Below are 26338 nucleotides of genomic sequence, written 5' to 3'. Positions count from 1 at the left end.
TCGCATTATAGGGAGCCGCGAATTTAACGCAAGCCTTTTTTAACTAAAAAAGTGATTTAAATTGCACCCCAAGCAAGTACACACCCTAAACACAAGTTACCCACAAACACCTGTTGATAACTCTGTTTTTATGGTCGTTTATTCTAAACACTTGGCCATTCCTATGGTAAGTTGCGGTCACTTTTTTAACGCATGTCTTTAGGTAGTATTTATGGCAGATATAATAAATAGTATAAGTGGTCTCTTGTGGGGGCACGTTCTCGTATACTTATTAATAGCAGCGGGTTTATTTTTCACCTTTAAATTAGGTTTTATTCAATTTGTACAATTTCCACATATGTTCAAGGTTATGTTTGGATCTCGAAAATGTGGGAATAACGAAATCTCTTCTTTTCAAGCTTTTTGTACTTCATTAGCAGCTCGAGTTGGTACTGGAAATATGGCAGGTGTCGCTGTTGCATTGTATCTGGGTGGCCCGGGAGCTATTTTTTGGATGTGGTTAATTGCATTAATTGGTATGGCGACAAGCTTTGCCGAAAGTACACTTGCACAAGCTTATAAAACAAAAGATGCTGAAGGCAATTTTAGAGGTGGTCCAGCTTACTATATGCAAACCGGCCTAGGTAAGCGTTGGATGGGGGTTTTATTCTCACTGTGTTTAATTTTAGCTTTTGGTCTGGTATTTAATGCTGTGCAGTCAAACTCTATTGCTGCCGCTTTTGAAGTAGCATTTGATATCCCAAAATATATTGTAGGTATTTGTTTAGTTATTGGTTCTGGGATCATCATATTTGGGGGCCTTAAAACAATATCTCGATTTGCTGAAATGGTTGTGCCTTTTATGGCTTTGGCCTATTTATGTGTTGCGCTTTATGTTTGTGCTATTAACTTTGCTGCACTTCCTGATGTATTCATGTTAGTAATTAACAGTGCTTTTGGAATAGAGCAAGCCGGTGCTGGCGCTATAGGTTATGGTGTAATACAAGCGATGATCCAAGGAATTAAACGTGGTTTGTTCTCTAACGAAGCGGGTATGGGTAGCGCCGCTAATGCTGCAGCAACAGCAACACCTTACCCTCCTCACCCTGCTTCACAGGGTTATGTGCAAATGCTTGGGGTTTTTATTGACACAATTGTAATTTGTACTGCCACTGCATCACTTATCCTTCTATCTCAGCAATTAATTCCTGAATCAGGAGTATTGGGTATAGAATTGACTCAAGCAGCATTATCAGAACATGTTGGTAGTTGGGGCACTTATTTTATCGCTATTGCAATTTTATTCTTTGCCTTTACCTCTATTGTTGCTAATTACTCGTATGCAGAAACTAATCTTATGTTTTTAGAACATAACTCCCAAAAAGGAATGTTTTTATTCCGTCTGATCGTTTTAGGAATGGTTATGTTTGGGGCTGTAGGTGAGCTCGGATTAATTTGGACTTTGGCCGATATATCTATGGGTTTAATGGCTATAGTTAATGTAATCGCGTTATTTATGCTTTCTGGTGTCGTTGTATGGCTTTCAAAAGACTATAACGAACAACGTAAAAAAGGCCTTATCCCCTCGTTTGATAAAAGTAAACATCCAAAACTAGATAAAGAGGTAGACCCTCTAGCTTGGAAATAAAAAATAAAATAGCGAGTTCCGGCTCGCTTTTTTAGTTCTAAAGTTTATTTAGCCAACATTAAAACTTAGATTAATTTTTACGACTACTTTATATTTACTACGTATAGGAACAAAAAGAGATATCTAAAAAAGGAAAGCCGATGGATGACATGACAAAAAAATACAGTATCGATACTACTGATTATCGAGTTGGACAAGATAATGTACAAAAATGGGGGTTTGATATACATAACCCTGTATTTGGAATAAGCGCTTTTTTAGTTGTTTTATTTGTATTGCTTAGCTTGGTTTTTGACCCTACTGTTACCCGCGATGCACTAACCTCCACTAAAGACGTTATTATAAATCAATTCGATAGTTACTTTATGTTACTTGCTAATGCCTTTGTAATCTTTTGTATTATCTTGGCATTCTCTCCCTTAGGTAAAATTCGTTTAGGCGGTGTAAAAGCTCGTCCAGAGCATGGTTACATATCGTGGCTTGCCATGTTATTTGCTGCAGGAATGGGCATTGGATTACTATTTTGGGGTGTTGCAGAGCCAACAGCTTATTATACAGGTTGGTATCATATGCCTATGGGGGTTGAACCCAATTCAGCACAAGCACATTCATTAGCTTTAGGTGCGACTATGTACCACTGGGGTTTGCACGGATGGGCAATTTACGCAGTAGTTGGCTTAAGCTTGGCTTTTTTTGCATTTAATAAAGGCCTGCCTTTGTCTATACGCTCTGTTTTCTATCCCTTATTTGGTGATCGCGCATGGGGGTGGATGGGGCATATCATAGATATACTCGCGGTACTGTCGACTTTATTTGGTTTAGCAACATCATTGGGGCTTGGCGCGCAACAAGCGACCAGTGGTATAAATTATCTTTTAGGCACCGATTATGGCACTGCTTTTCAAATATCTGTTATTGGCTTAGTAACGTGTATTGCTATTTTCTCTGTTATTAGAGGTATTGAGGACGGTGTAAAAGTACTAAGCAACGTTAATTTAATTTGTGCGTTTTTTTTACTGTTAGTTGTTATCGTACTTACATTCTCTGATTCAATCCCTGCTGTTTGGTTTACCCTGGGAGCATACGTAGAACATTTTGTACCATTGAGTAATCCTTTTAATAGGCCCGATGAAGATTGGATGCATTCTTGGACTGTATTTTATTGGGCGTGGTGGATATCTTGGTCACCGTTTGTTGGTATGTTTATAGCGCGTGTTTCAAAAGGGCGCACTGTACGAGAGTTCTTACTTGTTGTTATAGGCCTACCAACTCTGCTTAGCCTTGTGTGGATGGGTGTATTTGGCAATATGGCAATAACACAAGTTATAGATAAAGTCGGGCCACTTGGACAAAATGGTTTGACTGATATTTCAGTTACTTTATTTCAGGTATATGAACAGCTACCGTTTTCTAGCTTTATTTCTATTATTTCTATTGCTTTAGTTTTAGTCTTTTTTATCACTTCATCTGATTCAGGATCACTGGTGATAGACGGCATAACTGCTGGCGGTAAAATTGATGCACCAGTGCCACAGCGTATATTTTGGGCTACTGTCGAAGGTATGATAGCAGCAGTGTTACTTTGGGTTGGCGGCTCGCAAGCCTTACAAGCACTTCAATCGGGTGTAGTAACTACTGCACTCCCATTTTCAATCATACTTATTTTAATGTGTGTTGCGCTTATACAAGGCTTGCTAAGCGAATACCCTACTTATAAGGTTCAAAGCAAACTGCACTAACAATTCATCCGGTATAAGTGGCTCTTAAGAGTTGCTTATACAACTCATTTAAAACTTATTATAGCCACGTCACATTTTCCACAATCTAGCTCTAGTTACTACTTTTTTATTTTAAAAGAGCAAACCTTACTCTCATCGTGTTGAAAATATCTGATTGACTAAAAGATAGATAAAGGAGTAATTAAATTACTAATGTTCTGATTTGTTTATTTTGTTATGAACAAGTGCGTTACTCATACAGATTCACATAATTAAGTACTATTTCGGATTGGTATTAACTGAGCTGAGTGAAATAGAGTAATGACGATAAAAATTGGGCCTTGCAAAGGCTAAGTAACAAAATCTTTAAATAGTAAAGTTAAGGAGATATTAAAAATAGATTAGATAAATGAGATTTGAATATATATTAAAAAATTTGTGGTGTGAGTTTTTGTGATTTCGGATTTGGGATTTATATAGAGGTGGTGCCCGAGGCCGGACTTGAACCGGCACGACTTGTTAGTCGAGGGATTTTAAATCCCTTGTGTCTACCAATTCCACCACTCGGGCATCGAGTTTGCTAATTAAAGCGTGTGGAGTAAATTATGTGGAGGCGGAACCCGGAGTCGAACCGGGGTAAACGGATTTGCAATCCGGTGCATGGCCACTCTGCCATTCCGCCTTAACGCTTCCATATAATTTGGAGCGGCACACGAGGCTCGAACTCGTGACCTCGACCTTGGCAAGGTCGCGCTCTACCAACTGAGCTAGTGCCGCATAAAACATTATCAGTAATTTGTCCGTTAGTGCGCGACTATGTCGCGGTAAAACGTTCTGGCAACCGAACTAACGCCAAAAATACTAATTTATCAATTTTAAATTATCTTGGTATGATAATTTAAAGTGGTGCCCGAGGCCGGACTTGAACCGGCACGACTTGTTAGTCGAGGGATTTTAAATCCCTTGTGTCTACCAATTCCACCACTCGGGCATCGAGTTTGCTATTTAAAGCAAGTGGATAAAACTAATATGGAGCGGCACACGAGGCTCGAACTCGTGACCTCGACCTTGGCAAGGTCGCGCTCTACCAACTGAGCTAGTGCCGCATCATATTAATTCTACTATTACATTTTAAAAGTTATATGTTGGTGCATATAACTAAACCACAAAGTGGTGCCCGAGGCCGGACTTGAACCGGCACACTCTAAGAGCGAGGGATTTTAAATCCCTTGTGTCTACCAATTCCACCACTCGGGCATCGAGTTTGCTATTTAAAGCGTGTGGAGTGTTGATTGGAGGCGGAACCCGGAGTCGAACCGGGGTAAACGGATTTGCAATCCGGTGCATGGCCACTCTGCCATTCCGCCCCAGTACTGGGGTTATAACCTTAGATAACTTGGAGCGGCACACGAGGCTCGAACTCGTGACCTCGACCTTGGCAAGGTCGCGCTCTACCAACTGAGCTAGTGCCGCATTTCGTTATCTTGGGGGCTATGCCCTCTCAACACGGACGCATTCTACAGAGATTATTAAACGCGTCAATACAAAAAATGCTAGTTTTGAACTGTTTGCTTGTTTTTTATCTAAAACGGTGCGTTATTATACATTTACAGTTAATTTTTGGTCAATTCACTCCATGCAGCGTTCAAATATTGCAGCATAGAACTCAGGGTCAAAAAGGTTGCTATATAGAGTAGCCCAAAACTTAAATAATTCATCCAGGTGTCATATTGCCAAATCAAACCAATGATGGCTAACATTTGTGCGGCAGTTTTAATTTTCCCCATATTAGATACAGCCACATTGCCACGCTTGCCCTGCTCAGCCATCCATTCCCTTAATGCTGATATAACTATTTCTCGACTAATAATAATAAGCGCAGGAATAGTCATATACATTGACTGATATTGGTCAGAGAGAGCAACGAGTGCAGCACACACCATTACCTTGTCTGCAACAGGATCTAAAAAGGCTCCAAATGGCGTTGATTGTTCTAATTTTCTTGCAAGGTAGCCATCAAGTATATCGGTAATTGATGCAAGCCAAAAAATAAAAGCGGCAGCAAAAAAAGCCCAGCTATAAGGCAAATAAAATATCACCAAAAAAATGGGGATAAGAAAAAGTCTAAATGTTGTGAGTGTGTTTGGAATATTCCACATAACTACTTGGATATGTCTTTTCTTTTATATTCGCATGAAGGGCTAGCCCTTGTCATGTAAATGGTTAAATATCTTCTCAGCCATATCAGGGCTGATCCCGGGAACTTTCTTTAATTGTTCTATATTAGCAGCTTTTACCCCCTGCATGCCCCCTAAATATTTTAATAATGTTTGGCGACGTTTAGAACCTACTCCGTTAATTTCTTCCAACAATGATTGTGTTCGCTGTTTTTGACGCTTATTACGATGCCCAGCTATTGCAAAACGGTGAGATTCATCTCGTATATGTTGTATTAGGTGAAGTGCAGGCGCATCAGAATCCATCGGAATTGTTTTACGCCCCCCATCTATGAGTAATGTTTCTAGGCCAGGTTTACGGCTCGTTCCTTTTGCAACCCCGACTAGCAGAGGCATTTTAGAATGAGACCAATTAGAAAAATATTGCTCTGCACGCCCTAACTGGCCTTTACCGCCATCTATAAATATTACATCGGGGATTTTGTCTTCATCCACTAATTTGTTGTAACGCTTATTTAAAGCAAACTCCATGGCTGCATAATCATCACCACCGGTTATACCGGTTACATTATAGCGCCTGTATTCTTTTGTATTTGGGCCTTGCGAATCGAAAACAACGCAACTTGCTACCGTGTTTTCTCCCATAGTATGGCTTATATCAAAACATTCCATTCGCGCTATATCATCTAGGCGTAATGTTGCTTTTAATTGGGCATAGCGTTTATTAATAGAGTCTTGTGTACTTTGTTTGACAGCAATACTGTTTAACGCATTTTTATTTGCTAGTTGAAGGTATTGCGCACGCTCTCCACGTGTAACCACTTTAAGCGCCACTTTACGATCGCTTATTTGCGTCAGTGCTTCGCTTAACGCACTGCTCTCTTCTATTTCAAACGGGAGTATAATTTCTTTAGCAATGCGTCCTGTTGCACCTGGTGCTAAATAATATTGACCTAAGAATGAAGTTAAAATTTCTTGCTCGCTTGAATCTTTTGGTACTTTTGGAAAGTACGTTTTACTGCCTAGTACTTTATGATCGCGAATCATTAATAAATGTATGCCGTTTAATCCATTTAAATGCGCAAAGCCCACCACATCCATTTCTGCAAAGTTACCCGAAATAGATTGTTGCTCCTGCATTTTACGCAGTAGCATTATTTGATCACGTACTTTTGCGGCAAGCTCAAAGTTGAGCTCCGCACTGGCCGCTTCCATTTTTTTTATTAGTTCGGCAATGACTTCATCCGATTTACCCGTCAAAAATTTGCGAACATAGTCAACTTGTTCACTGTAGTCTTGCTCGGTAACTTTGTTAACGCATGGCGCAGAGCAACGCTTGAGCTGATACTGCAAACAAGGGCGACTTCGGGCACGATAATAAGCATCTTCGCATTGACGAACGGGAAATATTTTTTGCATTAAACGCAAACTTTCCGAGACCGCGCCTGCACTCGGAAATGGACCAAAATACTCGCCTTTTATTTTGCGGCTACCTCTATGGAACGCTAACCGCGGATGCTTATGGTTCGTTAATAAAATATAGGGGTAAGACTTATCATCTCGCAGTAGAATATTATAACGAGGCTGATATTTTTTTATGAGGTTATTTTCGAGCAGTAGCGCTTCGGTTTCGGTATTGGTAAGTGTGACTTCAATATCATTAATGTTACTGACTAAAACACGGGTTTTGCTGTCGGTAATGTTGGATCTAAAGTAACTGCTTACGCGTTTTTTTAATTGTTTAGCTTTACCAACATAAATAACTTGGTTGTCACTATCAAGCATGCGGTAAACACCGGGCTCGCTTGATAGCGTTTTTAAAAAATGTACGTGATCAAATTCAGACATATAAAAGGGTTAGTACGACACGTCTATGTCAATCATCTTATGACGAATAGCTAAATGTGTAAGTTCAACATCGCCACCTACATTTAATTTTTCAAACATGCGGTAACGATAGCTATTAACTGTTTTAGAACTGAGGTTTAAGCGCTCTGCAATATCTTGTGCTTTTTCACCTTTGGTGATCATAAGCATTATTTGAAGTTCGCGTTCTGATAAACTCTGAAACGGATTTTCGTCTGTACGACCAGTAACCTGTGCCAGTGCTATTTGTTGTGCAATTTCAGGCGCAATGTAGCGTTGACCTGCATGGACTGAACGAATGGCACGAACCATTTCATCAGAGCCAGCTCCTTTAGTAAGAAAGCCGTGTGCACCAATTTGCATTACTTTAGACGGAAATGGGTCTTCGCAATTAACAGTAAGAACGATAATTTTTACATCTGGGCAATAGCGACAAATCTTTTTAGTTGCCTCTAATCCACCCATGCCAGGCATATTCATATCCATAAGTACAATATTAGGTGTGTGCTGTCGACAAAACTGAACAGCGGCTTCACCGTCTTTTGCTTCACCTACAACTTTAAACCCACGCACATCATCTAATATGCGTCTGATCCCAGTTCGTACTAGTTCATGATCATCAACTAAAAGTACATTAATCAATGCAATACCCTCATTAACTCAACTACACACGTCTAAATAATTTAATTTGTCACATTAACACAGTTAAAGCGAAACAATAACTAATATTATCGCTCTCACTCAGGCACGTTAACTAAAGTTAAAAGTACTGAAATCAATGTGCCCAGCGATTTAAGAGGCTGACTTTTCACTAAAACGGTCAACCCATAATGCAATAATACCATCACCGGTAACATTACATGCCGTACCAAAGCTGTCTTGTGCTAAGTACAGTGCAATCATTAATGCCACAGCCCCTTCATTAAAGCCAAGCATGCTTGTTAAAAGCCCAAGCGCCGACATTACCGCACCACCCGGTGCGCCTGGCGCTGCAATCATCACAACACCGAGCATAAATATAAATGGCAACATGCCCATTAACGATGGCACTTCCATACCTGGCGATAAAAACATAACAGCCATGGCACACGTAACAATCGTAATTGTTGAACCCGACAAATGAATGGTGGCACATAAAGGTACAGTAAAGTTTGCTACGTCTTCTTTAACATTATTTGCTTTACTTGATTGCAACGACACAGGAATAGTTGCTGCACTCGACATAGTACCTAATGCAGTAAAATAAGCCGGTAGCATATTTTTAACTAATTCAAGTGGATTACGCTTCAATAAAATGCCTGTTGCAATATATAGAACACTTAACCATAGCCAATGCATTACAAGGGCTGCAATGAGCACCACGCCAAATGTTTGCAGCGTATCAACCACTGTGCCTGCTACAGTCATTTCAGCAAATACACCGGCAATATAAAACGGTAATGCCGGAATAATCACTTTTGACAATAACGCATCTATTACATCACGACCCTGATCCGATACTTTTTTTAATGTGTCTAATTCAAGCTGGCTCATACCAATACCAAATATGAAAGCCGTAGCAAGCGCAGTCATCACCCCCATTAATGGTGGGATTTCTATATCAATAAAACTGCCTATTTCCGTGGCCACTTCAGCTTCGAATGTAATACCCCCACTTAAAAATGGGATAACAGCACTGACTAATAAAAAAGCAAGCGTGCCGGCAATGACGGTAGAGCTATATGCAAATCCAACCGTTTTACCAAGTAAGTGGCCAGAAGCTTTAGGAAGCCCTGCAATACCAGAAGCAATAAAAAACAGAATAATAAGAGGAATAGTGAAGGAAATAATTTGACCAATTAACTCTTTAACCGTAAATAAGAGTTCAACACCTGTCAAAGGCACATAAAAGCCTACCAATATACCAGCCACAATGCCGGCAATTAACTTTAAAATTAACTTCATTTTTATTACTCAATTATTGTTAGATAAACGTTTTTATCATGTTTTGGTTAGCTTGTGTCATAAAACCGCTGAACTAAAGTTTGTTTGCATAAATAATCATCAATAAAAAGTGCATTTGACCTCGGTAAAGTATTATATTTAAAAATCAGTCAATTTATTAGCCGTTAGGCCGCATGAGTGTCTGCGCCTATTTAAATATTTAAGCGTCTCTTTATTTTATTTATAGGTAAAAAGCCGACATAACAAACAAAAGCGTCTTATCATTAAATTAAATGTGCGCACCTAATAACAAAAGACACAGCTAATATAGATTTTTATTTCACTTAGTTATAAGCTCAATAGATATATCTTATAGCCAAACTTTACTTTTATTTTTTTAAACTCTCAGTAAAGTGTCAACATATAGTTAGTAGCAAAGGCTATTAGCACGTTGATCAGATTGTACCCAAAGGAACATTATGTCTACTATTTTTGAAGATAACTCACTTAGTATCGGTAATACACCACTGGTAAAACTTAAACGTGTTACAGGTGGGAATGTATTCGCTAAAGTGGAAGCGCGTAACCCAAGCTTTAGTATAAAATGCCGCATTGGTGCATCGATGATTTGGGAGGCTGAAAAAGCAGGTCAGCTAACTGAGGGTAAAGAACTTATCGAGCCTACATCTGGTAATACAGGTATTGCATTGGCCTTCGTTGCCGCAGCACGTGGTTATAAACTAACGCTTACTATGCCTAACACTATGAGCTTAGAGCGTCGTAAACTTCTAAAAGCGTTGGGTGCTAACCTTGTGCTTACAGACGGTGCTAAAGGTATGAATGGTGCAATCCAAAAAGCAAAAGAGATTCAAGCCACCGATCCTGAAAAGTATATCTTGCTACAGCAGTTTGAGAATCCAGCAAACCCAAAAATACACTTTGAGACTACAGGTCCAGAAATTTTTGATGCTCTTGACGGAAAAGTGGATTACTTTGTAGCAGGCGTAGGTACTGGCGGGACTATAACAGGTGTTAGTCGCTACCTTAAAACAGAAAAAGGACTAAATGTTAAGTCTATTGCAGTTGAGCCAACTAATTCGCCAGTAATCAGCCAAACACTTGCCGGTGAAGAAGTTAAGCCAGGGCCACATAAAATCCAAGGTATTGGCGCAGGATTTATCCCTGGAAACCTCGACATGAGCCTAATAGATGCTGCAGAGCAAGTATCTAACGAAGATGCAATTGCTATGGCACATGAGCTAATGAAAAAAGAAGGTATATTAGTGGGTATTTCATCGGGCGCTGCTGTAGTGGCAGCAAAACGTATTGCTGAAAAACCAGAAAATGCCGACAAAAATATTGTTGTTATTTTACCAAGTGCCACTGAACGTTACTTATCAAGCCCGCTATTTGATGAGGAATTTAGTGACCAAGAGCTTGTTCAATAATCATAGCTAATCATTTTTTGAAAGGATGCCTAGGCATCCTTTTTTATTATTTACTCTGCAATATCTTTTTATTTACCTTCCATGTCTTTACATATTAGCTAATTCACCACACACTTAAATAAAACTAACCAACAAAAATTAACATGAAAAAAATAACCTATTTAGTCAGCCTTATTCTGTGTTTGTTTTTAGTTGCCTGTGGCGATGATGTAAAAAAACTTGGCGATTCACCCGGTGACACTGCAACAGCCTACTTTGATGCCTTGTACAATCAGCAAGACCTTCAAAAAGCAACAACCATGGCAACACCCAACCTTACGCGAATCATGAAGTCGTACGGTACAGCTAAACAATTTACTCGTAACTTAGTTAACATGCAGTACGATGAGGTTATTATTGAAGTTGATATGACCAATATGAGTGTACGCGAACAGTATGGTGACAATGCTAAAATAAATCTTATTTTCACCGGTTATTTAAATGGTAACAAAATAGATGACATGCGTAGCGTAAAAATGCTACGTAAAAAAGGTAAATGGTATATCGACAAAATAGTTGCAGACCCATACGCACGTTAATCATTATATTAAAAAAAGGCCTTACACATGTAAGGCCTTTTTTATTTACGGTTCAAATAATTAGCTACAACTCGCCTTGCTGAAAGTTATCAACCGCTATTGCTTGTTTACGTAGCTTATTGGCATGGTGCATAGCATCGGCATCGGTTTGCGTTACTAAATCATTGTCTAATGCAAAGTTAATCGCACCTTCAATATCGAGCGTTGCAGGAATATTGCCCTTGCGCTGCCATTGTTTTAAATCTTTGAATTGAGCCTGCATATCGTGCATAGCTAAAAATGCATTTTCCATTACCCCTGTACCTGCGTTTTCATCTACATAACACAAATGAGTTAAGCGATTTCTAAACACACCTGGTTGTGTCATATGCTCGCAAATACGTTGTGCAATTTCATCGCTTGGTTTTTCGTAATGATTACCAATTGGAAATACAATACGCTTAAGCACAAAATTAATAATCGGGTTTGAGAAATTTTTGAAAAAACCATCAAACGCTTGGCCAATTTCAAATAACGATGTCTCTATCGAATATTTCACAAAAGGTAAGTCGGCTTGTTGACGACCTTCGTCTTCATAGCGCTTTAGAACCGTAGAAGCTAAATACAAGTGGCTCAATACATCACCTAATCGGGCAGATATCATCTCTTTGCGTTTTAGCTCACCGCCTAACATTAACATGGCTACGTCGGTACAAATAGCCAAGCCTCTGCTCATTCTGCTTAGGTGCTTGTAGTAAACTGCGGTTTCGCCGCCAACAGGCGCTTTTGCAAAGTAACTACGTGTTAAACCATGTATAAATGCCATGCTGGCATTACTTACCGCAAATAATATATGATTCATTAATAAACCATCAAATTGATTCAGAGCAGCATCGTCATCTTCAAGTGCAGCGGCCTCCATTTCTTTTAGAACAAAGGGATGACAACGGGTCGCTCCTTGGCCAAATATCATTAAATTTCGAGTTAAAATATTTGCGCCTTCTACCGTAATAGACACCGGTATTCCCATATAACCATGTGCCAAATAGTTGTTTGGCCCCACCTGAATGCCTTTGCCTGAATGAATATCCATCGCATCATTCATGACTGTACGACCCATTTCCGTCATATGGTATTTGGCAATAGCGGTGACAACCGAAGGGCTAAGTTTTAAATCGATTGCGCCAGCCGTCATTAAACGACATGACTCTAGCGTGTAAGTTAAGCCACCAATGCGAGCAAGCGCTTCTTGCACACCTTCAAATTGCCCAATAGATACACCAAATTGCTGGCGAACTACGGCATATGCTGAAGTCATTTTAGCCGCTAAGTGACCGGTTGCAGCACTTAAAGCCGGCAGCGAAATACCACGCCCTGCACTTAAACACTCCACCAGCATGCGCCAGCCACGCCCCGCACACTCTTGCCCACCAATAATCCAGTCAAGCGGAATAAACACGTCTTTACCATAAGTTGTACCGTTCATAAATGCCATATTAAGTGGGTAATGGCGCTCACCTGTTTTAACTCCTGGGTGATCGGTTGGAATAAGTGCGCACGTAATACCAAGCTCTTTTTCGTCTCCTAATAAACCATCGGGGTCATACATTTTAAAAGCAAGGCCTAATACTGTGGCAACGGGTGCAAGGGTAATGTAACGTTTTGACCAGTTTAAACGTAGGCCAATTACTTCTTCACCATTGTGCTCTCCTTTACATACAACGCCAGAGTCTGGAATGCTACCGGCATCAGAGCCTGCTTCTGGGCCTGTAAGTGCAAAACATGGAACATCTTCACCATTAGCAAGCGTTGGTAACCAGCGGTCTTGTTGCTCTTTAGTACCGTAATGCAGCAATAGCTCACCCGGCCCTAAACTATTTGGCACCATTACGGTAACCGCCGCAGTTAAACTCTTAGTCGAAATTTTTGAAACAATGGTTGAATTAGCAATAGCCGAAAACTCTCGCCCACCAAACTTTTCAGGAATGATTAATGCAAAAAAACCTTCTTTTTTTAAGTAATCCCATACTTCTTTTGGCAAGTCTTTGTCTTTTTGCACTATTTGGTAATCATCTAGCATCGCCATTAGGGTCTCAACCTGATTAGCCATAAATGCGTTTTCTTTTTCGCTCAATTCTGGCTTTGGAAAATTGTGTAATTTTTTCCAATCAGGGTTACCACTAAATAGCTCTCCATCCCACCAAACATCGCCTGCTTCCATAGCCTCTCGCTCTGTTTGCGAAAGCGGTGGAAGTACTTTTTTAAACATTTTAAACGTGGGTCTACTGATCAGGTTTAAGCGAATATCTTTAACGGCAAAAATAACCACTATAACAACCAGTAAAATGATAAATACCGACATGCCTACATTCCTTTAACATTAGAAATTAATAACCTAAGTATGACCCATCTTAGTTTAAATACAATCATTGCAAATACGCTGCCTACTAAGCCTGTAAATTAGGGAATAAAGGATAAACTAGCCTGTAATTATTAATTTTGATATGGGTAAAGCAACTAAAAAATAAAAAGTATAAACCTTATCAATACAAAAGCCCGCTGCATGAGCGGGCTTATATTTTAATTAAGCTGAAAACTTAAATTGCGTTATTCATTAAAACTGAAAACGCATGTTTGCAAAGTAAGCATCATTATCAGAGTCATCGGCATTGTTCTCGTAACCTACTTTAAGGCCAATATTTTTGTTAATGAAGTGCTGAGCACCAAAGCTGTAGGTATCTTGTTTATCGTAGCTTGCAAATACAGAGGTCGCTTTTGAGAAATAGTAATTCGTTTCTGCCACCCATTGGTTTTCAGCATCATCAATGCTTTCGTATTTACCTTCAAATGTTAAGTAGTTACCTTGCTGTAAATCAATAAAGTATTTAGCAGCAACGGCGCGGTAATCAAAATCATCATCCGCAGTAACAGTTACACCAATGTAATCGGTACTGTTAAGCATATGGTTATACGCTAAATCGAATAAAGCGAAGTCTTCGCCATCTTTATTTTCAACTAGCGTCACTTTTGCAAGCAAATCTGGGTTAAAAAAGTAACCGCCTGAAATTGTATATGCTTCGTTATGATTGCCAACATCAAGGTTTGTGTATGATGCACCAATAACAAATTCATTAATAAAGTACTCACCACCAACTAACGTTGTATCGCTAAAGTCGTCATCAGCGTATGCGCCGTAAATGTTGCTTTGTTTATTAATGTATTCAAATTGGTCGTACGGGCCTAATGTTTTTTTAGGTGATAGGTAATAAATAGAATCTACAGCAACGGTATCGTTATTGTCGCTGTCTTTGTAACTTAAGTTACTGATTGAGTTATAGCTGTCTGCAGCAGCCGCAGTGCTAGATAATAAAATGCTTGAAATAATAACTGCTAATTTTTTCATTGTAAGACTTCCCTATGTACATTGCGTTTTATGCTTTAGCTAAATTACTAAAGTGGGCACATGCTAACGCCGGGAAACTGAATGAAAACTTAATTAAACCATTGTATTTGTTGAGTTAATTGTAAGTAGGTGTAAGAAACTGTAAAATTAAAGTAGTTGCAACATTTAGTCAACAACTACTTAAAGTAGTTGTACAATTATAGGGCGTGTTGGCTAATTACTCTATAAACTTCATTAATGTTATCGCCTGCTTTAAACTCTTTTGTAAGTGGCGTTGGGTCAGAGCCAATCCAAATTTTAAGTTCAGCATCCAAATCAAAGTGCCCTGCACTCTCTTTGCTAAACTTGGTAATTTTAGAGTAAGCAATACTCACCATTTCCATTTTAGAACCAGTTACACCTTGCTTATCAATTAAAATTAAGCGCTTATTAGTAAAAATGAACATATCGCGAATAACTTTATAGGCTTTTTCGACGTGCTCACCCTCAATTAATGTATTAGCGAGTACTTTTTCTAAATCAGAATCATCAACTTCGCTTGCGTTACCCATTAATCCGCTTAATAAACCCATTATGCTTTCTCCTGTTTAAAAATTTGATTTTCCAATGTATGGCCATTAACCAATTGCCTGTATTGCCAATTATGTTGGTGGCAAAACTGTAATAGTGCAATATCAAGTGCCTGCTCAGATTGTGTGTATTCAATAACATACTCTTTGTGTTGGCTCATATAAACAGAGCTTACACCATTGAGTAACTGTAACTGTTGCTCAACGTTTTCATACATCTCGTTTAGCATTAATGTGTAAAAGTGTTTGTCGGTTTGATTTACTTTTGTTTGGTGCTCACTCAATACGCCTTTATCTAAATGCAGCACTTGGGAACATAACCGTTCAAGCTCAGTTAAATCGTGCGAGCTTAAAATAAAGGTTGCTTCAGAGCTTAACGTTGACACCAACTCACGTACTTCTCTGGCATGAATAGGATCAAGTCCTGCGGTTGCCTCATCTAGCATAACAATTTGCGGCGAACCAATAAGAGCCTGCGCTATGGTTACACGTTTGCGCATACCATGAGATAAATCACCTGCACGGTTTTTAGCAATTTCACGCAGCCCAACTAAATCAAGCACGCGCAATGCTTCTGTTTGGCTTTGCTTGGTACTCATACCTTGTAATTTGGCGTAAAAAGCAAGTTGTTTATCTATATTAAAACGCGGATCGAGCTGCGCATCTTGTGGTAAAGCACTGACCTTATTAAATAAGGCGGCACTGCCGGGTTTATGGCCAAGTATTTCAAGCTCACCATTGCTGGGCGCTATATAGCCGCATAACAAACTAAATAATGTCGTTTTACCCGCACCATTTGGGCCAACAAGAGCAACAGGAGCACCTTGCTCAATTTCAAAGTTCACATTATTAAGCGCAAGTTTAGACCCATACGACTTACTTAAATTACGCCCTGTAATTAATGGATTCATAGTGAGCTCCTTGCAAAAATACGTTGAGCCACTGCCAGTAACACAGCAGTTTGTACAAGTGGTATTCCCACGGCACTCAATAGTGGCAGGTTTTGACCGGCGAGTTGCTCTATTTGTACACCCGGGAATAAATAATCTAGCGCGCTTAATGCAGGTATTTGCCACTGTAGTAAACCCACTACGATTCCACCCGCTGTAAAATATAAAATAGCGAGTACAATTGATAACCGCGATGAACGTGCAAAAGTATTAATTAAAGTCATTAACGCCACAAACGGTGCAAATGTAACTATAAGAATTGAAAATATCGACACAGCGCGGCCAACGCCCCCTACCAACAAACTCGGATCGCGATACCCTAATACCGCTAATGTGGCCACAAGAGTAATTGCGACCAAACACGTTAATACCGCTAATTGCCCAATAAACCGGCCAAACAAAATTTCAAATCGGGTTGAACGCAATGATAAAAACCTCAGTGTACCGCGCTCTCTGTCACCCACTGTTTGGTCACTACAAATAAATAAACTAAACACAGGAAAACTATACAAAGCAATTAACCAATACATAGCAAACTCGGCTTCAGGCCAATCAAGAAGTTTACTCAAGCCAATTGAGCCTGAAATATCGCGGGCTATTTGCTCAAAGTTTGGGGAGCTAATAATGCTCACCGCTTGCCCTATCGGGTAGCGCAAAATAATTAACCAAACGAGTGCAAATGCCGCAAGAGCTATAAGCCCACGTTTAGTTAAAAACATACGTACAAGCTCAAATCCCGCAATTTGCGTTAATCGCCCTACGTTTATTGGTAATGGTGTTGTCATTGACTATCCTTAATGACGTTGCTCATGCTTTAGTTCAAAGCCTAATATAACTACCCTAAGTGTAAACACCTTGAATTACCAGCAAAAAAAAGCCCACGAAGACTGAGCTTTGTAACAAACCATTTAAATGTAACTAGCGCATAGTTATAAATACAGCTTGTATACCTCAAGCGCTTGGGTTAAATCAGCTATTAAGTCATCGATATCTTCAAGGCCAATATGCAATCTAATAACCGGTCCTAGATCCCAGCCAGTGGTTGAACGCAGTCCTTTCATTGTTAAGTTAGCGGTAACTAAACTTTCAAAGCCACCCCACGAAAAACCCATTTTAAAATGCTGAAGGCTATCTAAAAATGCATCTATGGCTTTTTGATTCCCTGTTTTCATAACAATTGAAAACAACCCATTACTACCATCAAAATCGCGCTTAAAAAATGCATGCCCAGGGCAGCTTTCAAATGCAGGATGGCGAATATGATCAACTAACTCATGCTGTTCAAGCCATTTTGCCACCTCTATCGCCGCCTTTTCATGCTGATTTAAACGCACGCTCATCGTGCGTAAACCGCGCAGTGCCAAATATGCATCATCAGCACTTGTACACTGCCCTAGTAAGTAAGAATGTTCGCGAAGCGTTGGCCAATATTTTTTATTTGCCACTGCAACTCCCATCATTACATCCGAATGGCCAACAATGTACTTTGTTGCCGCTTGAATACTAATATCTACGCCATGTTCTAGCGGACGGTAATGAAGACCGTTTCCATAGGTATTATCCAGCATGGTCATTACATTATGTTCTTTGGCTACGTTTACCATGGCAGGGACGTCTTGAATTTCCATCGTTATGGAACCAGGAGATTCTAAAAATAACACCTTGGTGTTTGGCTTAATATAATCTTTTATGCCTGCACCAACTGTTGGCGGGTAATAAGTAGTGGTAATTCCTAGCCCTGCTAAAATTTTATCGCAAAAATCGCGAGTAGGCTCATACGCGTTATCAACCATTAAAATATGGTCACCACTTTTTAAAAACGACAATAGCGCTTGGCTAATTGCAGCAGCCCCACACGGATAAAGTGCGCACCCTTCACCGCCTTCTAACTCGGTAATGGCCTCTTGCAATGCAAAATGTGTGGTTGTGCCACGACGCCCATAAAAAAGGGTTTTATCGCCACGCTTCTTCGCCGCTTCTTTAAGTTCTGCAACCGAGTCAAATACCACCGTTGATGCGCGCTGCACAACGGGGTTTACTACACCATGGGTGTACGCTTTTTTGCGCCCAGACGACACAAGCTGAGTATTTTTATTACTGTTACTCGACATGGTTATTCCTTATGGATTAGTACGCCAATGTTCAATTAAATAGCGAGAAATAGAATCAGTACGAGGAAGTTTTAAATGATCTCCTTCATCATGCCAATTACCAAAGTTTGCCAAATCTTCACGGCTAAACCACTTAGCATCGTCAAGTTCGTCTTTATCTACGTTAATTTGCTCAGACGTTGCTTTAGCAAAAAAGCCAAGCATGATAGATGAAGGAAATGGCCATGGCTGAGACGCCACATAGGTTACGTCTTCAACGTCAATCCCTGCCTCTTCTTTTACCTCACGGGCAACAGCTTGCTCTAAAGTTTCACCTGGGTCTACAAAGCCGGCTAATGACGAATACATTCCTGTGGGCCACACTGCTTGGCGGCCAAGCAGACATCGCTCAATGCCATCGGCAAACGTTTTAGTTACAACCATAATTACCGCAGGGTCAGTACGAGGAAAAGTAGGGTGTTTACAGCGCTCGTTTTCACATAAACGAGAATGTCCCGCTTCAACTAAGTGGTTTTTACTGCCACAGCGCCCACAAAAACGATGAGTTGCATGCCAATAACAAAGCCCGCGGGCAAGTGCAGCAATCGAGCCCTCTTTTATATCAATAAGCGGCCCCTGCTTACGAATATCCATAAACTCTGCGCCACTTAATATCGGTGCAAGAATTGTGTCGTCAATAGTAGATACATCGAGGGCAAACACCCCCTGCTGTGTGGTGTTTAAGCCTAAAAATAGCGCATTGGTTAAGTTTAGCTGTGCAATTTTCTCGTACGGTAAAAACTTTATTTGAGGCGTATTTTTAATAAATAATGTCTCGTTGTTTTTTACCAAAAGCCACAAGCTTTGCGACGACAATTGACCTTTGAGCCATATTGGGTCTTTACGCACATTGGAGCATCTATCAAGCGGCATATCACTGTAGTTGAGCATGTAAATCCTTAATTACTCGTTATCGCTTAAAATTAACATAACCACCTAGTAAACCCAATTGATTACAACAATAAAAAAAGCCTATATTAGGTTTAAATGAACTATATAGGCTCTGTATTAAAAACTCTCATGTTGCAGGCACTTAGCCTCTGTTTTTTAAGCTTTAAAGTAATAAACTATCATCAATCAAATGAAACTGTTCTGCACTTTGCTTAAGTACTTCGGCGGTTAACTTATCTGCCCCGTATACATCACACGGCACATTATATTGATTTTTTAAATGAGCAAGTAACAGTGCAAAATCGCCATCGCCCGAGAGCAAAATTACTTTATCGAGATTTTTTCCATGCTCTAACATATCTATCGTTATGCCTACATCCCAGTCGCCTTTTGCACTGCCATCTCGGCGCTGAATAAACGGCTTTAGTTTTACCTCAAACCCAATCGCTCTCAAAATATTCTGAAACTGATTTTGCTTTTCATCTCCACGATAAATAGCGTAAGCAAACGCACAATCTATTTCATATTGCTCTTGGATAACTCGCCAAAAAGCATTGTAATCAAAGTTTTTGCTATAGCTTTCTCTACACGTGTAATAAATATTTTGTACGTCAACAAATATACCTACACGCGGTTTGATGTTTTGCTGCGAGTTAAATGAAGTCATGTAATGCCCTAGTCAGAATAATAGCCATAGCCAAATAATTTAAACTCAGTGTACCTTGCTATTTGCTTTTAAGTAACCTAAATTAGTTACATAACGCTATGTAACCATTTTTGGTTACATTTTAAAAAGTAACTAATTTGGATTGTTATGATTGGTGTGATCAGCGGCGATATTATTAAATCGCAAACTATTCCTAAACAGCAATACGATGCCATGCTTTATGAGCTAGAGCAAAGTTTACGTTGTGTATCGGGCGAGAGTACACTTTGGAATATTTATCGAGGCGACTCTTTTCAATTACAAATAAATAACCCTGAGTATTTGTTTAAGCATGCGGTTTTAATTTATTTATACTTGAAGGCATCAGGGTACGAAGTCAGACAAAGTATGGCTATTGGGGAAATAGATAACCCGCGCAATGATATAAAAACAGCTACAGGTTCAGCATTTACTCTTTCGGGTCATGGCCTTGATAAAATAGCCAATCAACGGTTTTTATTTAATACGCCTCCTCAAAACATTCATGAAAGTTTAAACCTTAATTTAGCCTTTGCTGATGTGCTACTAACTAAAATAACCCAAAAACAAGCCAATGCTTTGTACGCCTATTTAACCAGTACCGATAATAGCCATGCAGCTTTAGCAAAAGATCTTAAAACCAGCAGAGAAAACGTAACAAAGCTACTTAATTTAGCCCATTACCAACTTATCGAACGGTTTTTAGAGCATGCGAGCAACATTATAAAAAATATAAGTCAAAGGAGATGCTAATGGCTTTTTCGCTTTTACTCGTAGCCCTAATTATTGGCCATTTATTGGCTGATTTTTACTGGCAACCTATGAGCTGGGTTAACGACAGAAACTCCCGCCACTTCAAGGCAACTAAACTGTATTTTCATGTATTGGTTCATGGGGTCACTAGCGCAATAATTATTAGCGCGTGGGAATACACTTATGGCTGGCAACAAATTAGCAGTGTTGTAATAGCAACCGCCGTTATTATGCTTAGTCATTACGCAATTGATATAGCCAAATCTTACTCAAGCAAAGGTGTCGTGCCCTTTTTATTGGATCAACTTGCCCACATAGCCGTAATAATCTACTCAAGCGTATGGCTGAGCGATAATACACACTTTTTAGACACCCTATATTCACTTGTCACTAACCCAAATGTGCTGTGGGTTGTGTGCGGTTATTTAATTATTTTAAGCCCAAGTGCAGTATTTATTAGAATGATGCTAGAGCGTTTAACGGGTAACTTTAGCAGTAAAGGCAGCTTAGTATTTGCAGGGCAAAGTATTGGCATGTTGGAGCGCGTGTTAATGCTGAGCTTTATTTTACTCGATCAATTTGCGGGTGTTGGATTTTTATTAGCGGCTAAGTCGGTCTTTAGGTTTGGCGATTTAAGCGCCAGTAAAGATAAAAAGCTCACCGAATACGTAATGTTAGGCACACTACTTAGCGTAAGTGTAACTTTGTTTGTAGGTTTAATAGTAAGGTATTTAATACAATAAAAAACGCGCTACCGTTTAAAGTAAGCGCGTTTTTATTAAAACTAACTAAACTTAATTAGTCATTATTATTTGGACGGCGACGGCGCTGACCGTTTCCGCCTACCGACTGACGCTTTGCCCAGGGATTTTGTGCGTTATCATCTTTTTTAGCAGCAGGCTTTTTAGAGCCACCGCGACGAGGGCCAGTACCGTTGCCGCCATTATTTGGCTTTTTACTATTTGGCTTACTGCTATCAGATTTAGGCTTGTTAAAAGGTTGCTTTTTCTTTGGCTTTTTAGCAGGTAATGGGCGTGCGTCTAATGCGCGTTCTGCTACTGGGTTTACTGGTTCAAAGCCCTCTTCTTCAGCACGAGGAATAAGCTCACCAATAAAGCGTTCAATACCGTATAAATCGACTGCATCATCAACTGTAACAAACGAAATTGCATGGCCCGATGCACCCGCACGTCCTGTTCGGCCAATACGGTGAACATAATCTTCATACACATTTGGTAAGTCGTAGTTAACAACATGCGGAAGCTCAACAATATCAAGGCCACGTGCCACAATATCAGTGGCAACAAGTACACGTACTTCGCCACTTTTAAAACCATCTAACGCTTTTACACGTGCGCCTTGTGATTTATTACCATGAATAGCTGCGCCTACGATATCGTCGCGCTCAAGTTGTTTAACCAATCGGTTTGCACCGTGTTTAGTGCGGCTAAATACTAAAACTTGCTGCCAATCGTTACTAAGAATTAAATGACTTAGTAAAGCTGTTTTACGGCCTTTATCTACCGCGTAAACGCTTTGCGTTACACTTTTAGCTGTGGTGTTTTTTGCAGCGACTGAAATTTCAACCGGATCGTTTATTAATCCTTTAGCTAACGCTCGAATATCATCTGAAAACGTAGCCGAAAACATGAGGTTTTGGCGCTTAGCAGGCATTTTAGCAATAAGGCGTTTAATGTCGTGAATAAACCCCATGTCGAGCATGCGGTCGGCTTCATCTAAAACGAGCACTTCTACGCTATCAAACTTAACGGCATTTTGATTATGTAAATCAATTAAACGCCCAGGCGTTGCCACTAAAATATCGACACCTTTACGCAAGCGCTGCATTTGCGGATTAATTTTAACCCCACCATACACAACAAACGAACTCACGTTTGAATGCTTAGCGTACTCTTCAACGTTTTCGCTTACCTGAAGTGCAAGTTCACGTGTAGGCGCTAAAATAAGCGCACGTACATGGTTACTTTTTGCTTTTGGGCCCGTAGATAAACGTTCGATAAGTGGAAGCGTAAAACCCGCTGTTTTACCTGTGCCAGTTTGTGCTGCCGCCATTACATCGCGACGCTCTATAATTGCAGGAATTGCTTGAGCCTGAATTGGCGTTGGCGTTTCATAGCCCTTTTCTAAAACCGCATTAACTAAAGACTGTGATAAACCTAGACCTTCAAAACTCATATAAACTCTCTTTTAAATAAGGCCAAAACGGCCAGTTGCGCGCATTATACCTGTAGTGGGCTAGAATGCATGCCATTATTTACTTTGCACTCAATTGAAGCCATATATTGCTAAGCCTAAAACACAAAAAACGGCTAAAAGCCGTTTTTTGTTAATGCTTAAAAACCTAAAAGTAAGGCTTAATTAAGCTTAGGCATTACTTAACACCTAGCTCGCGTAAACGTTCTTGCAAGTAGCTATCTGCGGTGTAACGCTCTGAAAGTACAACATCTGGGCGCGGGTGTAAAAACAGCGGTAATGAAATACGCGACTTAGTAGACGCTTTGCCTGTTGGATTAATAACTCGGTGAATAGTAGACGGGAAATAACCGCCAGATGCTTCTTGCAGCATATCGCCAATGTTAATAATTAAGCTACCAAAATCACATGGTACATCTAACCAACCGCCGTCTGTTTTTTGAACTTGTAAGCCCGGCTCGTTTGACGCTGGTAATACAGTTAGTAAGTTTATGTCGCCATGTGCAGCTGCGCGAATTGCGCCTGGCTCTTCATCACCCGTCATTGGTGGGTAATGTAGAATACGAAGCAATGTTTGATCAGAGTCTGCAATCATGTCTTTTAGATCAATCGAAAACTTAGCACGCACATCGGCAGGCGCCTCAGCTTGAACCCAGCTTAAAAGTGTTGCAGCAAACTCGTTTGCTAAACGGTAGTACTCACGTACGTCAGCTTCAAGTTCGGCAGGTACACGCCCTTTTGGATAAACATGAAAGTACTCTTTTATGTCTTTAACGGTAAAGCCTTTAGCTACTTCAGACACTGAAGGCGGAAAGTAACCGTCTTGTGTTTCTTTAGAGTATAAAAAGTCGTGCTTTTGCTCTGAGTTAAAAAAGTCTTGCCAGTTTTTGTAAATAGACTCAACTAAAGACTGTGGAATTGGGTGGTTTTTTAAAACACCAAATCCAGTATTTCTTAACGATTCAACAAATTGTGCAGCCGCATCGGGAGCTTTATAATCAACAGTAGGTAATTGCATTGTACGTTCCAGTGAATAGGTTGTTTGAAGTTAGATACTTCAAGTACTTTTATGTATATAAAGTAGCAAGGACTTCATTATAGCGCCATGCGAGGATAGACAAACAGCCCCAAAAACATAAGGACATATGTCCGCAAAGCGCCCCCATCAAAGGGTGCGTTGATCAAGATCAATAAATAAAAGCGATTGAATTTGCACACATTGATGCATATGTATGGTCTAGTATTACAACGTATTTTATTTGTTCAAAAAGGCGACCCATGCGACAAAAAGTATCTTTTAAAAGTGGTAATTTAGAACTTGCCGGACAACTTGAACTCCCCGATGATGAAGTAAAATTTTATGCCCTCTTTGCCCATTGTTTTACCTGCGGTAAAGACATTGCAGCAGCAACACGTATTAGTCGTGCTTTAACAAAGCAAGGAATCGCTGTACTTCGTTTCGATTTTACCGGCCTAGGCAACAGCGATGGCGACTTTGCAAACAGTAACTTTTCATCAAATATTCAAGACTTAGTATCTGCTGTTGATCATTTACGAGCGCACTTTAAAGCACCGCAATTACTCATTGGTCACAGTTTAGGGGGTGCCGCAGTGCTTGCTGCTGCACAATATATTCCTGAGGTGACAGCTATTACAACCATTGGCGCACCGTCAGATGCACAACATGTAGCACATAATTTTGAAGCCCATTTAGATGAAATAAACGCAGCTGGCGAAGCAAAAGTGAGTTTAGCTGGGCGTGAATTAACCATTAAAAAGCAATTTATCGACGATATAGCTAAATACGATAAAAGCCACATAAGTAAACTTAAACGCGCTTTATTAGTCATGCACTCACCGATTGATACAACCGTAAATATTACTGAAGCTGAAAAAATTTACGCATCCGCTAAGCATCCAAAAAGCTTTATTAGTCTAGATAATGCCGATCATTTACTGACTAATAAAAACGATGCCGACTACGCGGCAACAATTATTGCACATTGGGCAAACCGCTACGTAAATTACGCATAAGGAAAACTCACCATTACGCGCTGCTAAAGCGGCGCGTTAAACAGCTAATTCATAAAGTTAGCAACTTCTTTACTTATTCTATCAACCAACCAGTCAGGACCACCATCATACATATCGTTATGGCGCGATTTTTCTATACGTAATTGAGTAACCGGAAACTCACTCAGCTCTTTTTCGCTTAAGAGCACACCGGCATCTGCCGGGTAATCACTACCTCTAAGGGTAAGTACACGAATATCTTTATTACGAGGCAGCAACATGCGGCGATGATCAAGCGTAATTAAATCACTGACTTCATCAGGATACATTGCAGCATACAAGGCTGAAATATCTCCACCATTAGAATGACCAAATAAAGTGAGCTTTGAAAAATCATACTCTGTGTATTTGGCTGCTAATTCATTAACTAAAAACTTGAGGGTGACCACACCGCGGTGCCAGTTCTCCATGCGAGTTGCCATATAAGGTGGACGCACATTTAACATAGGATCTGTTTTTAATTCATGGCCCACTGCAATGGCTAAATAGCCTTGTTTGTTAAATTCATTACTGGCAAAAGTATAGCTATTGTGACCCATACCATACCCTGCATTAATAAAGGCAACTGGGCATTTATTTTGTTTGCTGCATTTAACGTTATTTGTTGGCAACGAAATGCTAATTGGGATCTCACGATCACGGCTAATGTCTGTAATATATGCCTCGCTGGCATAGGAACTTACACTTGTGAAAAGAAGTGTGAGGTAAAAAAGTGTTTTATGCATATTACTTAACGTATTGTTTATTATAATTAATGTGGGTTAGTTTAGGCGTTTTATAATCTTAATAACAGCCTTAAAAGTAATAGTGGTCTGTGTGGTTATACCAAATTTATTTACATTTAAATTGTAGATTAAAAAATGTTGAAAAAGACTAACAGCCGCAAACACAAAATTGTGCGATAATAGAGGCAATTGTTCCAATATACTCAGTAAAAGATCCGATACATGAAATCATACAGCACCATTGAACAGCGCATTGAAATTCTAGAAGAAAAGTTAGCCTTAATTAATGATGAAATTAGCACATTAAAAACACCCGCTAAAAACAACAATGAACGCATTATATTTAAGTTTATTGAAACCGGCAGTACAGGTAAAACAAAGGACTTTGTTCGTGAATTAGGAATTAAATCACCGCGTGATGGGCTGTTTTCATCTGGTGATGTTACTGCTTTAATTAAAAATGGCGCTGACGATATTTCGCCAGCGTTACTAGCAATTGCTAGGCAACTAGCCAGTGCACGCAATAAAAATGGCCCTAGCCGATAATTAAACAACGCATGTAACGTTTAGAAGCTTAGGCATCGTCTTTGCTTCTAATGTTTTAGTTAC

The 26338-nt window shown here is 39.8% G+C and carries 22 protein-coding genes, 8 tRNA genes and 1 pseudogene; 8 read left to right on the top strand and 23 right to left on the bottom strand.

Features of this window, described 5'->3' with window-relative positions; all coding sequences use genetic code 11:
- Nucleotides 1–211 precede the first annotated feature (211 nt).
- A complete protein-coding gene (locus R0J88_RS16565) occupies nucleotides 212–1627 on the top strand; it encodes an alanine/glycine:cation symporter family protein (protein ID WP_033025651.1) in 1416 nt (471 codons plus the stop codon).
- Nucleotides 1628–1767: 140 nt separating this feature from the next.
- A complete protein-coding gene (locus R0J88_RS16560) occupies nucleotides 1768–3366 on the top strand; it encodes a BCCT family transporter (protein WP_410900476.1) in 1599 nt (532 codons plus the stop codon).
- Between the two features lie 462 nt (nucleotides 3367–3828).
- Here R0J88_RS16560 and R0J88_RS16555 read toward each other — a convergent pair.
- The 12 genes from R0J88_RS16555 to R0J88_RS16500 form a co-directional block, all read right to left on the bottom strand.
- Nucleotides 3829–3915 (bottom strand) — tRNA-Leu (locus tag R0J88_RS16555).
- Nucleotides 3916–3953: 38 nt separating this feature from the next.
- Nucleotides 3954–4027, bottom strand: a tRNA-Cys gene (locus R0J88_RS16550).
- A 19-nt stretch (nucleotides 4028–4046) separates the two neighbouring features.
- Nucleotides 4047–4122 (bottom strand) — tRNA-Gly (locus R0J88_RS16545).
- A 127-nt stretch (nucleotides 4123–4249) separates the two neighbouring features.
- Nucleotides 4250–4336: transfer RNA gene (locus tag R0J88_RS16540), tRNA-Leu, on the bottom strand.
- A 39-nt stretch (nucleotides 4337–4375) separates the two neighbouring features.
- A tRNA-Gly gene (locus tag R0J88_RS16535) sits at nucleotides 4376–4451 on the bottom strand.
- A 65-nt stretch (nucleotides 4452–4516) separates the two neighbouring features.
- Nucleotides 4517–4602: transfer RNA gene (locus R0J88_RS16530), tRNA-Leu, on the bottom strand.
- A gap of 36 nt (nucleotides 4603–4638) precedes the next feature.
- Nucleotides 4639–4712: transfer RNA gene (locus R0J88_RS16525), tRNA-Cys, on the bottom strand.
- Nucleotides 4713–4742: 30 nt separating this feature from the next.
- Nucleotides 4743–4818, bottom strand: a tRNA-Gly gene (locus R0J88_RS16520).
- A gap of 140 nt (nucleotides 4819–4958) precedes the next feature.
- Entirely contained in the window at nucleotides 4959–5504 is a 546-nt protein-coding gene (pgsA, locus tag R0J88_RS16515; RefSeq protein ID WP_006794013.1) for a CDP-diacylglycerol--glycerol-3-phosphate 3-phosphatidyltransferase, read from the bottom strand.
- Between the two features lie 42 nt (nucleotides 5505–5546).
- On the bottom strand, nucleotides 5547–7370 hold the full coding sequence (gene uvrC / locus R0J88_RS16510; protein WP_008132243.1) for an excinuclease ABC subunit UvrC: 1824 nt from the start codon (nucleotides 7368–7370) through the stop codon (nucleotides 5547–5549).
- 9 nt (nucleotides 7371–7379) lie between these two features.
- On the bottom strand, nucleotides 7380–8030 hold the full coding sequence (uvrY, locus tag R0J88_RS16505; protein WP_006794015.1) for a UvrY/SirA/GacA family response regulator transcription factor: 651 nt from the start codon (nucleotides 8028–8030) through the stop codon (nucleotides 7380–7382).
- Between the two features lie 150 nt (nucleotides 8031–8180).
- On the bottom strand, nucleotides 8181–9332 hold the full coding sequence (locus R0J88_RS16500) for a dicarboxylate/amino acid:cation symporter (protein ID WP_410900475.1): 1152 nt from the start codon (nucleotides 9330–9332) through the stop codon (nucleotides 8181–8183).
- A gap of 458 nt (nucleotides 9333–9790) precedes the next feature.
- Between R0J88_RS16500 and cysK the strand changes: the two genes are divergently transcribed.
- Together cysK and R0J88_RS16490 are read left to right on the top strand one after the other, a co-directional pair.
- Nucleotides 9791–10759 (top strand): cysteine synthase A, encoded by a 969-nt coding sequence (gene cysK, locus R0J88_RS16495; RefSeq protein ID WP_006794017.1) that lies wholly within the window; start codon nucleotides 9791–9793, stop codon nucleotides 10757–10759.
- Nucleotides 10760–10902: 143 nt separating this feature from the next.
- Entirely contained in the window at nucleotides 10903–11337 is a 435-nt protein-coding gene (locus tag R0J88_RS16490) for a hypothetical protein (RefSeq protein ID WP_006794018.1), read from the top strand.
- 64 nt (nucleotides 11338–11401) lie between these two features.
- On the opposite strand, the gene R0J88_RS16485 is transcribed toward R0J88_RS16490, so the two are convergent.
- From R0J88_RS16485 to R0J88_RS16450, 8 genes are all read right to left on the bottom strand, one after another.
- Nucleotides 11402–13678: an acyl-CoA dehydrogenase gene (locus R0J88_RS16485; protein WP_410900474.1), complete on the bottom strand. Its 2277-nt coding sequence runs from the start codon at nucleotides 13676–13678 to the stop codon at nucleotides 11402–11404.
- 252 nt (nucleotides 13679–13930) lie between these two features.
- Complete coding sequence (locus R0J88_RS16480) at nucleotides 13931–14719, bottom strand: putative porin (protein ID WP_006794020.1); 789 nt, start codon at nucleotides 14717–14719, stop codon at nucleotides 13931–13933.
- Between the two features lie 197 nt (nucleotides 14720–14916).
- Nucleotides 14917–15291 (bottom strand): PH domain-containing protein, encoded by a 375-nt coding sequence (locus R0J88_RS16475; RefSeq protein WP_006794021.1) that lies wholly within the window; start codon nucleotides 15289–15291, stop codon nucleotides 14917–14919.
- The gene (locus tag R0J88_RS16470) at nucleotides 15291–16199 is read right to left on the bottom strand and encodes an ABC transporter ATP-binding protein (protein WP_138741097.1); all 909 of its coding nucleotides are present in this window, start codon (nucleotides 16197–16199) and stop codon (nucleotides 15291–15293) included. The genes R0J88_RS16475 and R0J88_RS16470 overlap by 1 nt, the downstream gene beginning before the upstream one ends.
- On the bottom strand, nucleotides 16196–17023 hold the full coding sequence (locus R0J88_RS16465) for an ABC transporter permease subunit (protein ID WP_410900473.1): 828 nt from the start codon (nucleotides 17021–17023) through the stop codon (nucleotides 16196–16198). Before R0J88_RS16465 ends, R0J88_RS16470 begins: the two co-directional genes overlap by 4 nt.
- A 144-nt stretch (nucleotides 17024–17167) precedes the next feature.
- Nucleotides 17168–18349: a cystathionine beta-lyase gene (locus tag R0J88_RS16460; RefSeq protein ID WP_410900472.1), complete on the bottom strand. Its 1182-nt coding sequence runs from the start codon at nucleotides 18347–18349 to the stop codon at nucleotides 17168–17170.
- A gap of 9 nt (nucleotides 18350–18358) precedes the next feature.
- Nucleotides 18359–19279, bottom strand: a complete 921-nt coding sequence (gene nudC / locus R0J88_RS16455; RefSeq protein WP_410900471.1) for an NAD(+) diphosphatase — start codon at nucleotides 19277–19279, stop codon at nucleotides 18359–18361.
- A 163-nt stretch (nucleotides 19280–19442) separates the two neighbouring features.
- On the bottom strand, nucleotides 19443–19946 hold the full coding sequence (locus R0J88_RS16450; RefSeq protein ID WP_010557101.1) for an NYN domain-containing protein: 504 nt from the start codon (nucleotides 19944–19946) through the stop codon (nucleotides 19443–19445).
- 147 nt (nucleotides 19947–20093) lie between these two features.
- Here R0J88_RS16450 and R0J88_RS16445 point away from each other — a divergent pair, with 147 nt between their 5' ends.
- A complete protein-coding gene (locus R0J88_RS16445) occupies nucleotides 20094–20717 on the top strand; it encodes a hypothetical protein (protein WP_410900470.1) in 624 nt (207 codons plus the stop codon).
- Nucleotides 20717–21460, top strand: coding sequence for a DUF3307 domain-containing protein (locus R0J88_RS16440; protein WP_410900469.1), 744 nt, complete (start codon nucleotides 20717–20719; stop codon nucleotides 21458–21460). Before R0J88_RS16445 ends, R0J88_RS16440 begins: the two co-directional genes overlap by 1 nt.
- A gap of 55 nt (nucleotides 21461–21515) precedes the next feature.
- On the opposite strand, the gene R0J88_RS16435 is transcribed toward R0J88_RS16440, so the two are convergent.
- Nucleotides 21516–22913, bottom strand: a complete 1398-nt coding sequence (locus tag R0J88_RS16435; protein ID WP_410900468.1) for a DEAD/DEAH box helicase — start codon at nucleotides 22911–22913, stop codon at nucleotides 21516–21518.
- 196 nt (nucleotides 22914–23109) lie between these two features.
- Nucleotides 23110–23949 carry an isopenicillin N synthase family dioxygenase gene (locus R0J88_RS16430; RefSeq protein ID WP_006794030.1) on the bottom strand — a complete coding sequence of 280 codons (840 nt, stop codon included), beginning with the start codon at nucleotides 23947–23949 and terminating at the stop codon, nucleotides 23110–23112.
- Nucleotides 23950–24209: 260 nt separating this feature from the next.
- Between R0J88_RS16430 and R0J88_RS16425 the strand changes: the two are divergent.
- Nucleotides 24210–24959, top strand: a pseudogene (locus R0J88_RS16425) (alpha/beta hydrolase family protein); the annotation flags it as partial.
- A 50-nt stretch (nucleotides 24960–25009) separates the two neighbouring features.
- Here the strand turns inward: R0J88_RS16425 and R0J88_RS16420 are convergent.
- Complete coding sequence (locus R0J88_RS16420; RefSeq protein ID WP_410900467.1) at nucleotides 25010–25729, bottom strand: alpha/beta hydrolase; 720 nt, start codon at nucleotides 25727–25729, stop codon at nucleotides 25010–25012.
- 222 nt (nucleotides 25730–25951) lie between these two features.
- On the opposite strand from R0J88_RS16420, the gene R0J88_RS16415 reads away from it, so the two are divergent.
- On the top strand, nucleotides 25952–26275 hold the full coding sequence (locus tag R0J88_RS16415; RefSeq protein ID WP_006794033.1) for a hypothetical protein: 324 nt from the start codon (nucleotides 25952–25954) through the stop codon (nucleotides 26273–26275).
- The last annotated feature ends 63 nt before the right edge of the window (nucleotides 26276–26338 follow it).

The sequence above is a fragment of the Pseudoalteromonas sp. SIMBA_162 genome (genome assembly GCF_046535955.1).
Lineage (GTDB): Bacteria > Pseudomonadota > Gammaproteobacteria > Enterobacterales > Alteromonadaceae > Pseudoalteromonas > Pseudoalteromonas marina.
The sequence above is the reverse complement of the archived record's forward strand: the minus strand, read 5'-3'. Positions and strand labels throughout refer to the sequence as shown.

Excerpts from the sequence above, each read along its gene's own strand:
- R0J88_RS16565 (WP_033025651.1), top strand. The coding sequence starts at position 212 with ATGGCAGATATAATAAATAGTATAAGTGGTCTCTTGTGGGGGCACGTT.
- R0J88_RS16560 (WP_410900476.1), top strand. The coding sequence starts at position 1,768 with ATGGATGACATGACAAAAAAATACAGTATCGATACTACTGATTATCGA.
- pgsA (WP_006794013.1), bottom strand. The coding sequence starts at position 5,504 with ATGTGGAATATTCCAAACACACTCACAACATTTAGACTTTTTCTTATC.
- uvrC (WP_008132243.1), bottom strand. The coding sequence starts at position 7,370 with ATGTCTGAATTTGATCACGTACATTTTTTAAAAACGCTATCAAGCGAG.
- R0J88_RS16500 (WP_410900475.1), bottom strand. The coding sequence starts at position 9,332 with ATGAAGTTAATTTTAAAGTTAATTGCCGGCATTGTGGCTGGTATATTG.
- cysK (WP_006794017.1), top strand. The coding sequence starts at position 9,791 with ATGTCTACTATTTTTGAAGATAACTCACTTAGTATCGGTAATACACCA.
- R0J88_RS16490 (WP_006794018.1), top strand. The coding sequence starts at position 10,903 with ATGAAAAAAATAACCTATTTAGTCAGCCTTATTCTGTGTTTGTTTTTA.
- R0J88_RS16485 (WP_410900474.1), bottom strand. The coding sequence starts at position 13,678 with ATGTCGGTATTTATCATTTTACTGGTTGTTATAGTGGTTATTTTTGCC.
- R0J88_RS16480 (WP_006794020.1), bottom strand. The coding sequence starts at position 14,719 with ATGAAAAAATTAGCAGTTATTATTTCAAGCATTTTATTATCTAGCACT.
- R0J88_RS16475 (WP_006794021.1), bottom strand. The coding sequence starts at position 15,291 with ATGGGTTTATTAAGCGGATTAATGGGTAACGCAAGCGAAGTTGATGAT.
- R0J88_RS16470 (WP_138741097.1), bottom strand. The coding sequence starts at position 16,199 with ATGAATCCATTAATTACAGGGCGTAATTTAAGTAAGTCGTATGGGTCT.
- R0J88_RS16465 (WP_410900473.1), bottom strand. The coding sequence starts at position 17,023 with ATGACAACACCATTACCAATAAACGTAGGGCGATTAACGCAAATTGCG.
- R0J88_RS16460 (WP_410900472.1), bottom strand. The coding sequence starts at position 18,349 with ATGTCGAGTAACAGTAATAAAAATACTCAGCTTGTGTCGTCTGGGCGC.
- nudC (WP_410900471.1), bottom strand. The coding sequence starts at position 19,279 with ATGCTCAACTACAGTGATATGCCGCTTGATAGATGCTCCAATGTGCGT.
- R0J88_RS16450 (WP_010557101.1), bottom strand. The coding sequence starts at position 19,946 with ATGACTTCATTTAACTCGCAGCAAAACATCAAACCGCGTGTAGGTATA.
- R0J88_RS16445 (WP_410900470.1), top strand. The coding sequence starts at position 20,094 with ATGATTGGTGTGATCAGCGGCGATATTATTAAATCGCAAACTATTCCT.
- R0J88_RS16440 (WP_410900469.1), top strand. The coding sequence starts at position 20,717 with ATGGCTTTTTCGCTTTTACTCGTAGCCCTAATTATTGGCCATTTATTG.
- R0J88_RS16435 (WP_410900468.1), bottom strand. The coding sequence starts at position 22,913 with ATGAGTTTTGAAGGTCTAGGTTTATCACAGTCTTTAGTTAATGCGGTT.
- R0J88_RS16430 (WP_006794030.1), bottom strand. The coding sequence starts at position 23,949 with ATGCAATTACCTACTGTTGATTATAAAGCTCCCGATGCGGCTGCACAA.
- R0J88_RS16420 (WP_410900467.1), bottom strand. The coding sequence starts at position 25,729 with ATGCATAAAACACTTTTTTACCTCACACTTCTTTTCACAAGTGTAAGT.
- R0J88_RS16415 (WP_006794033.1), top strand. The coding sequence starts at position 25,952 with ATGAAATCATACAGCACCATTGAACAGCGCATTGAAATTCTAGAAGAA.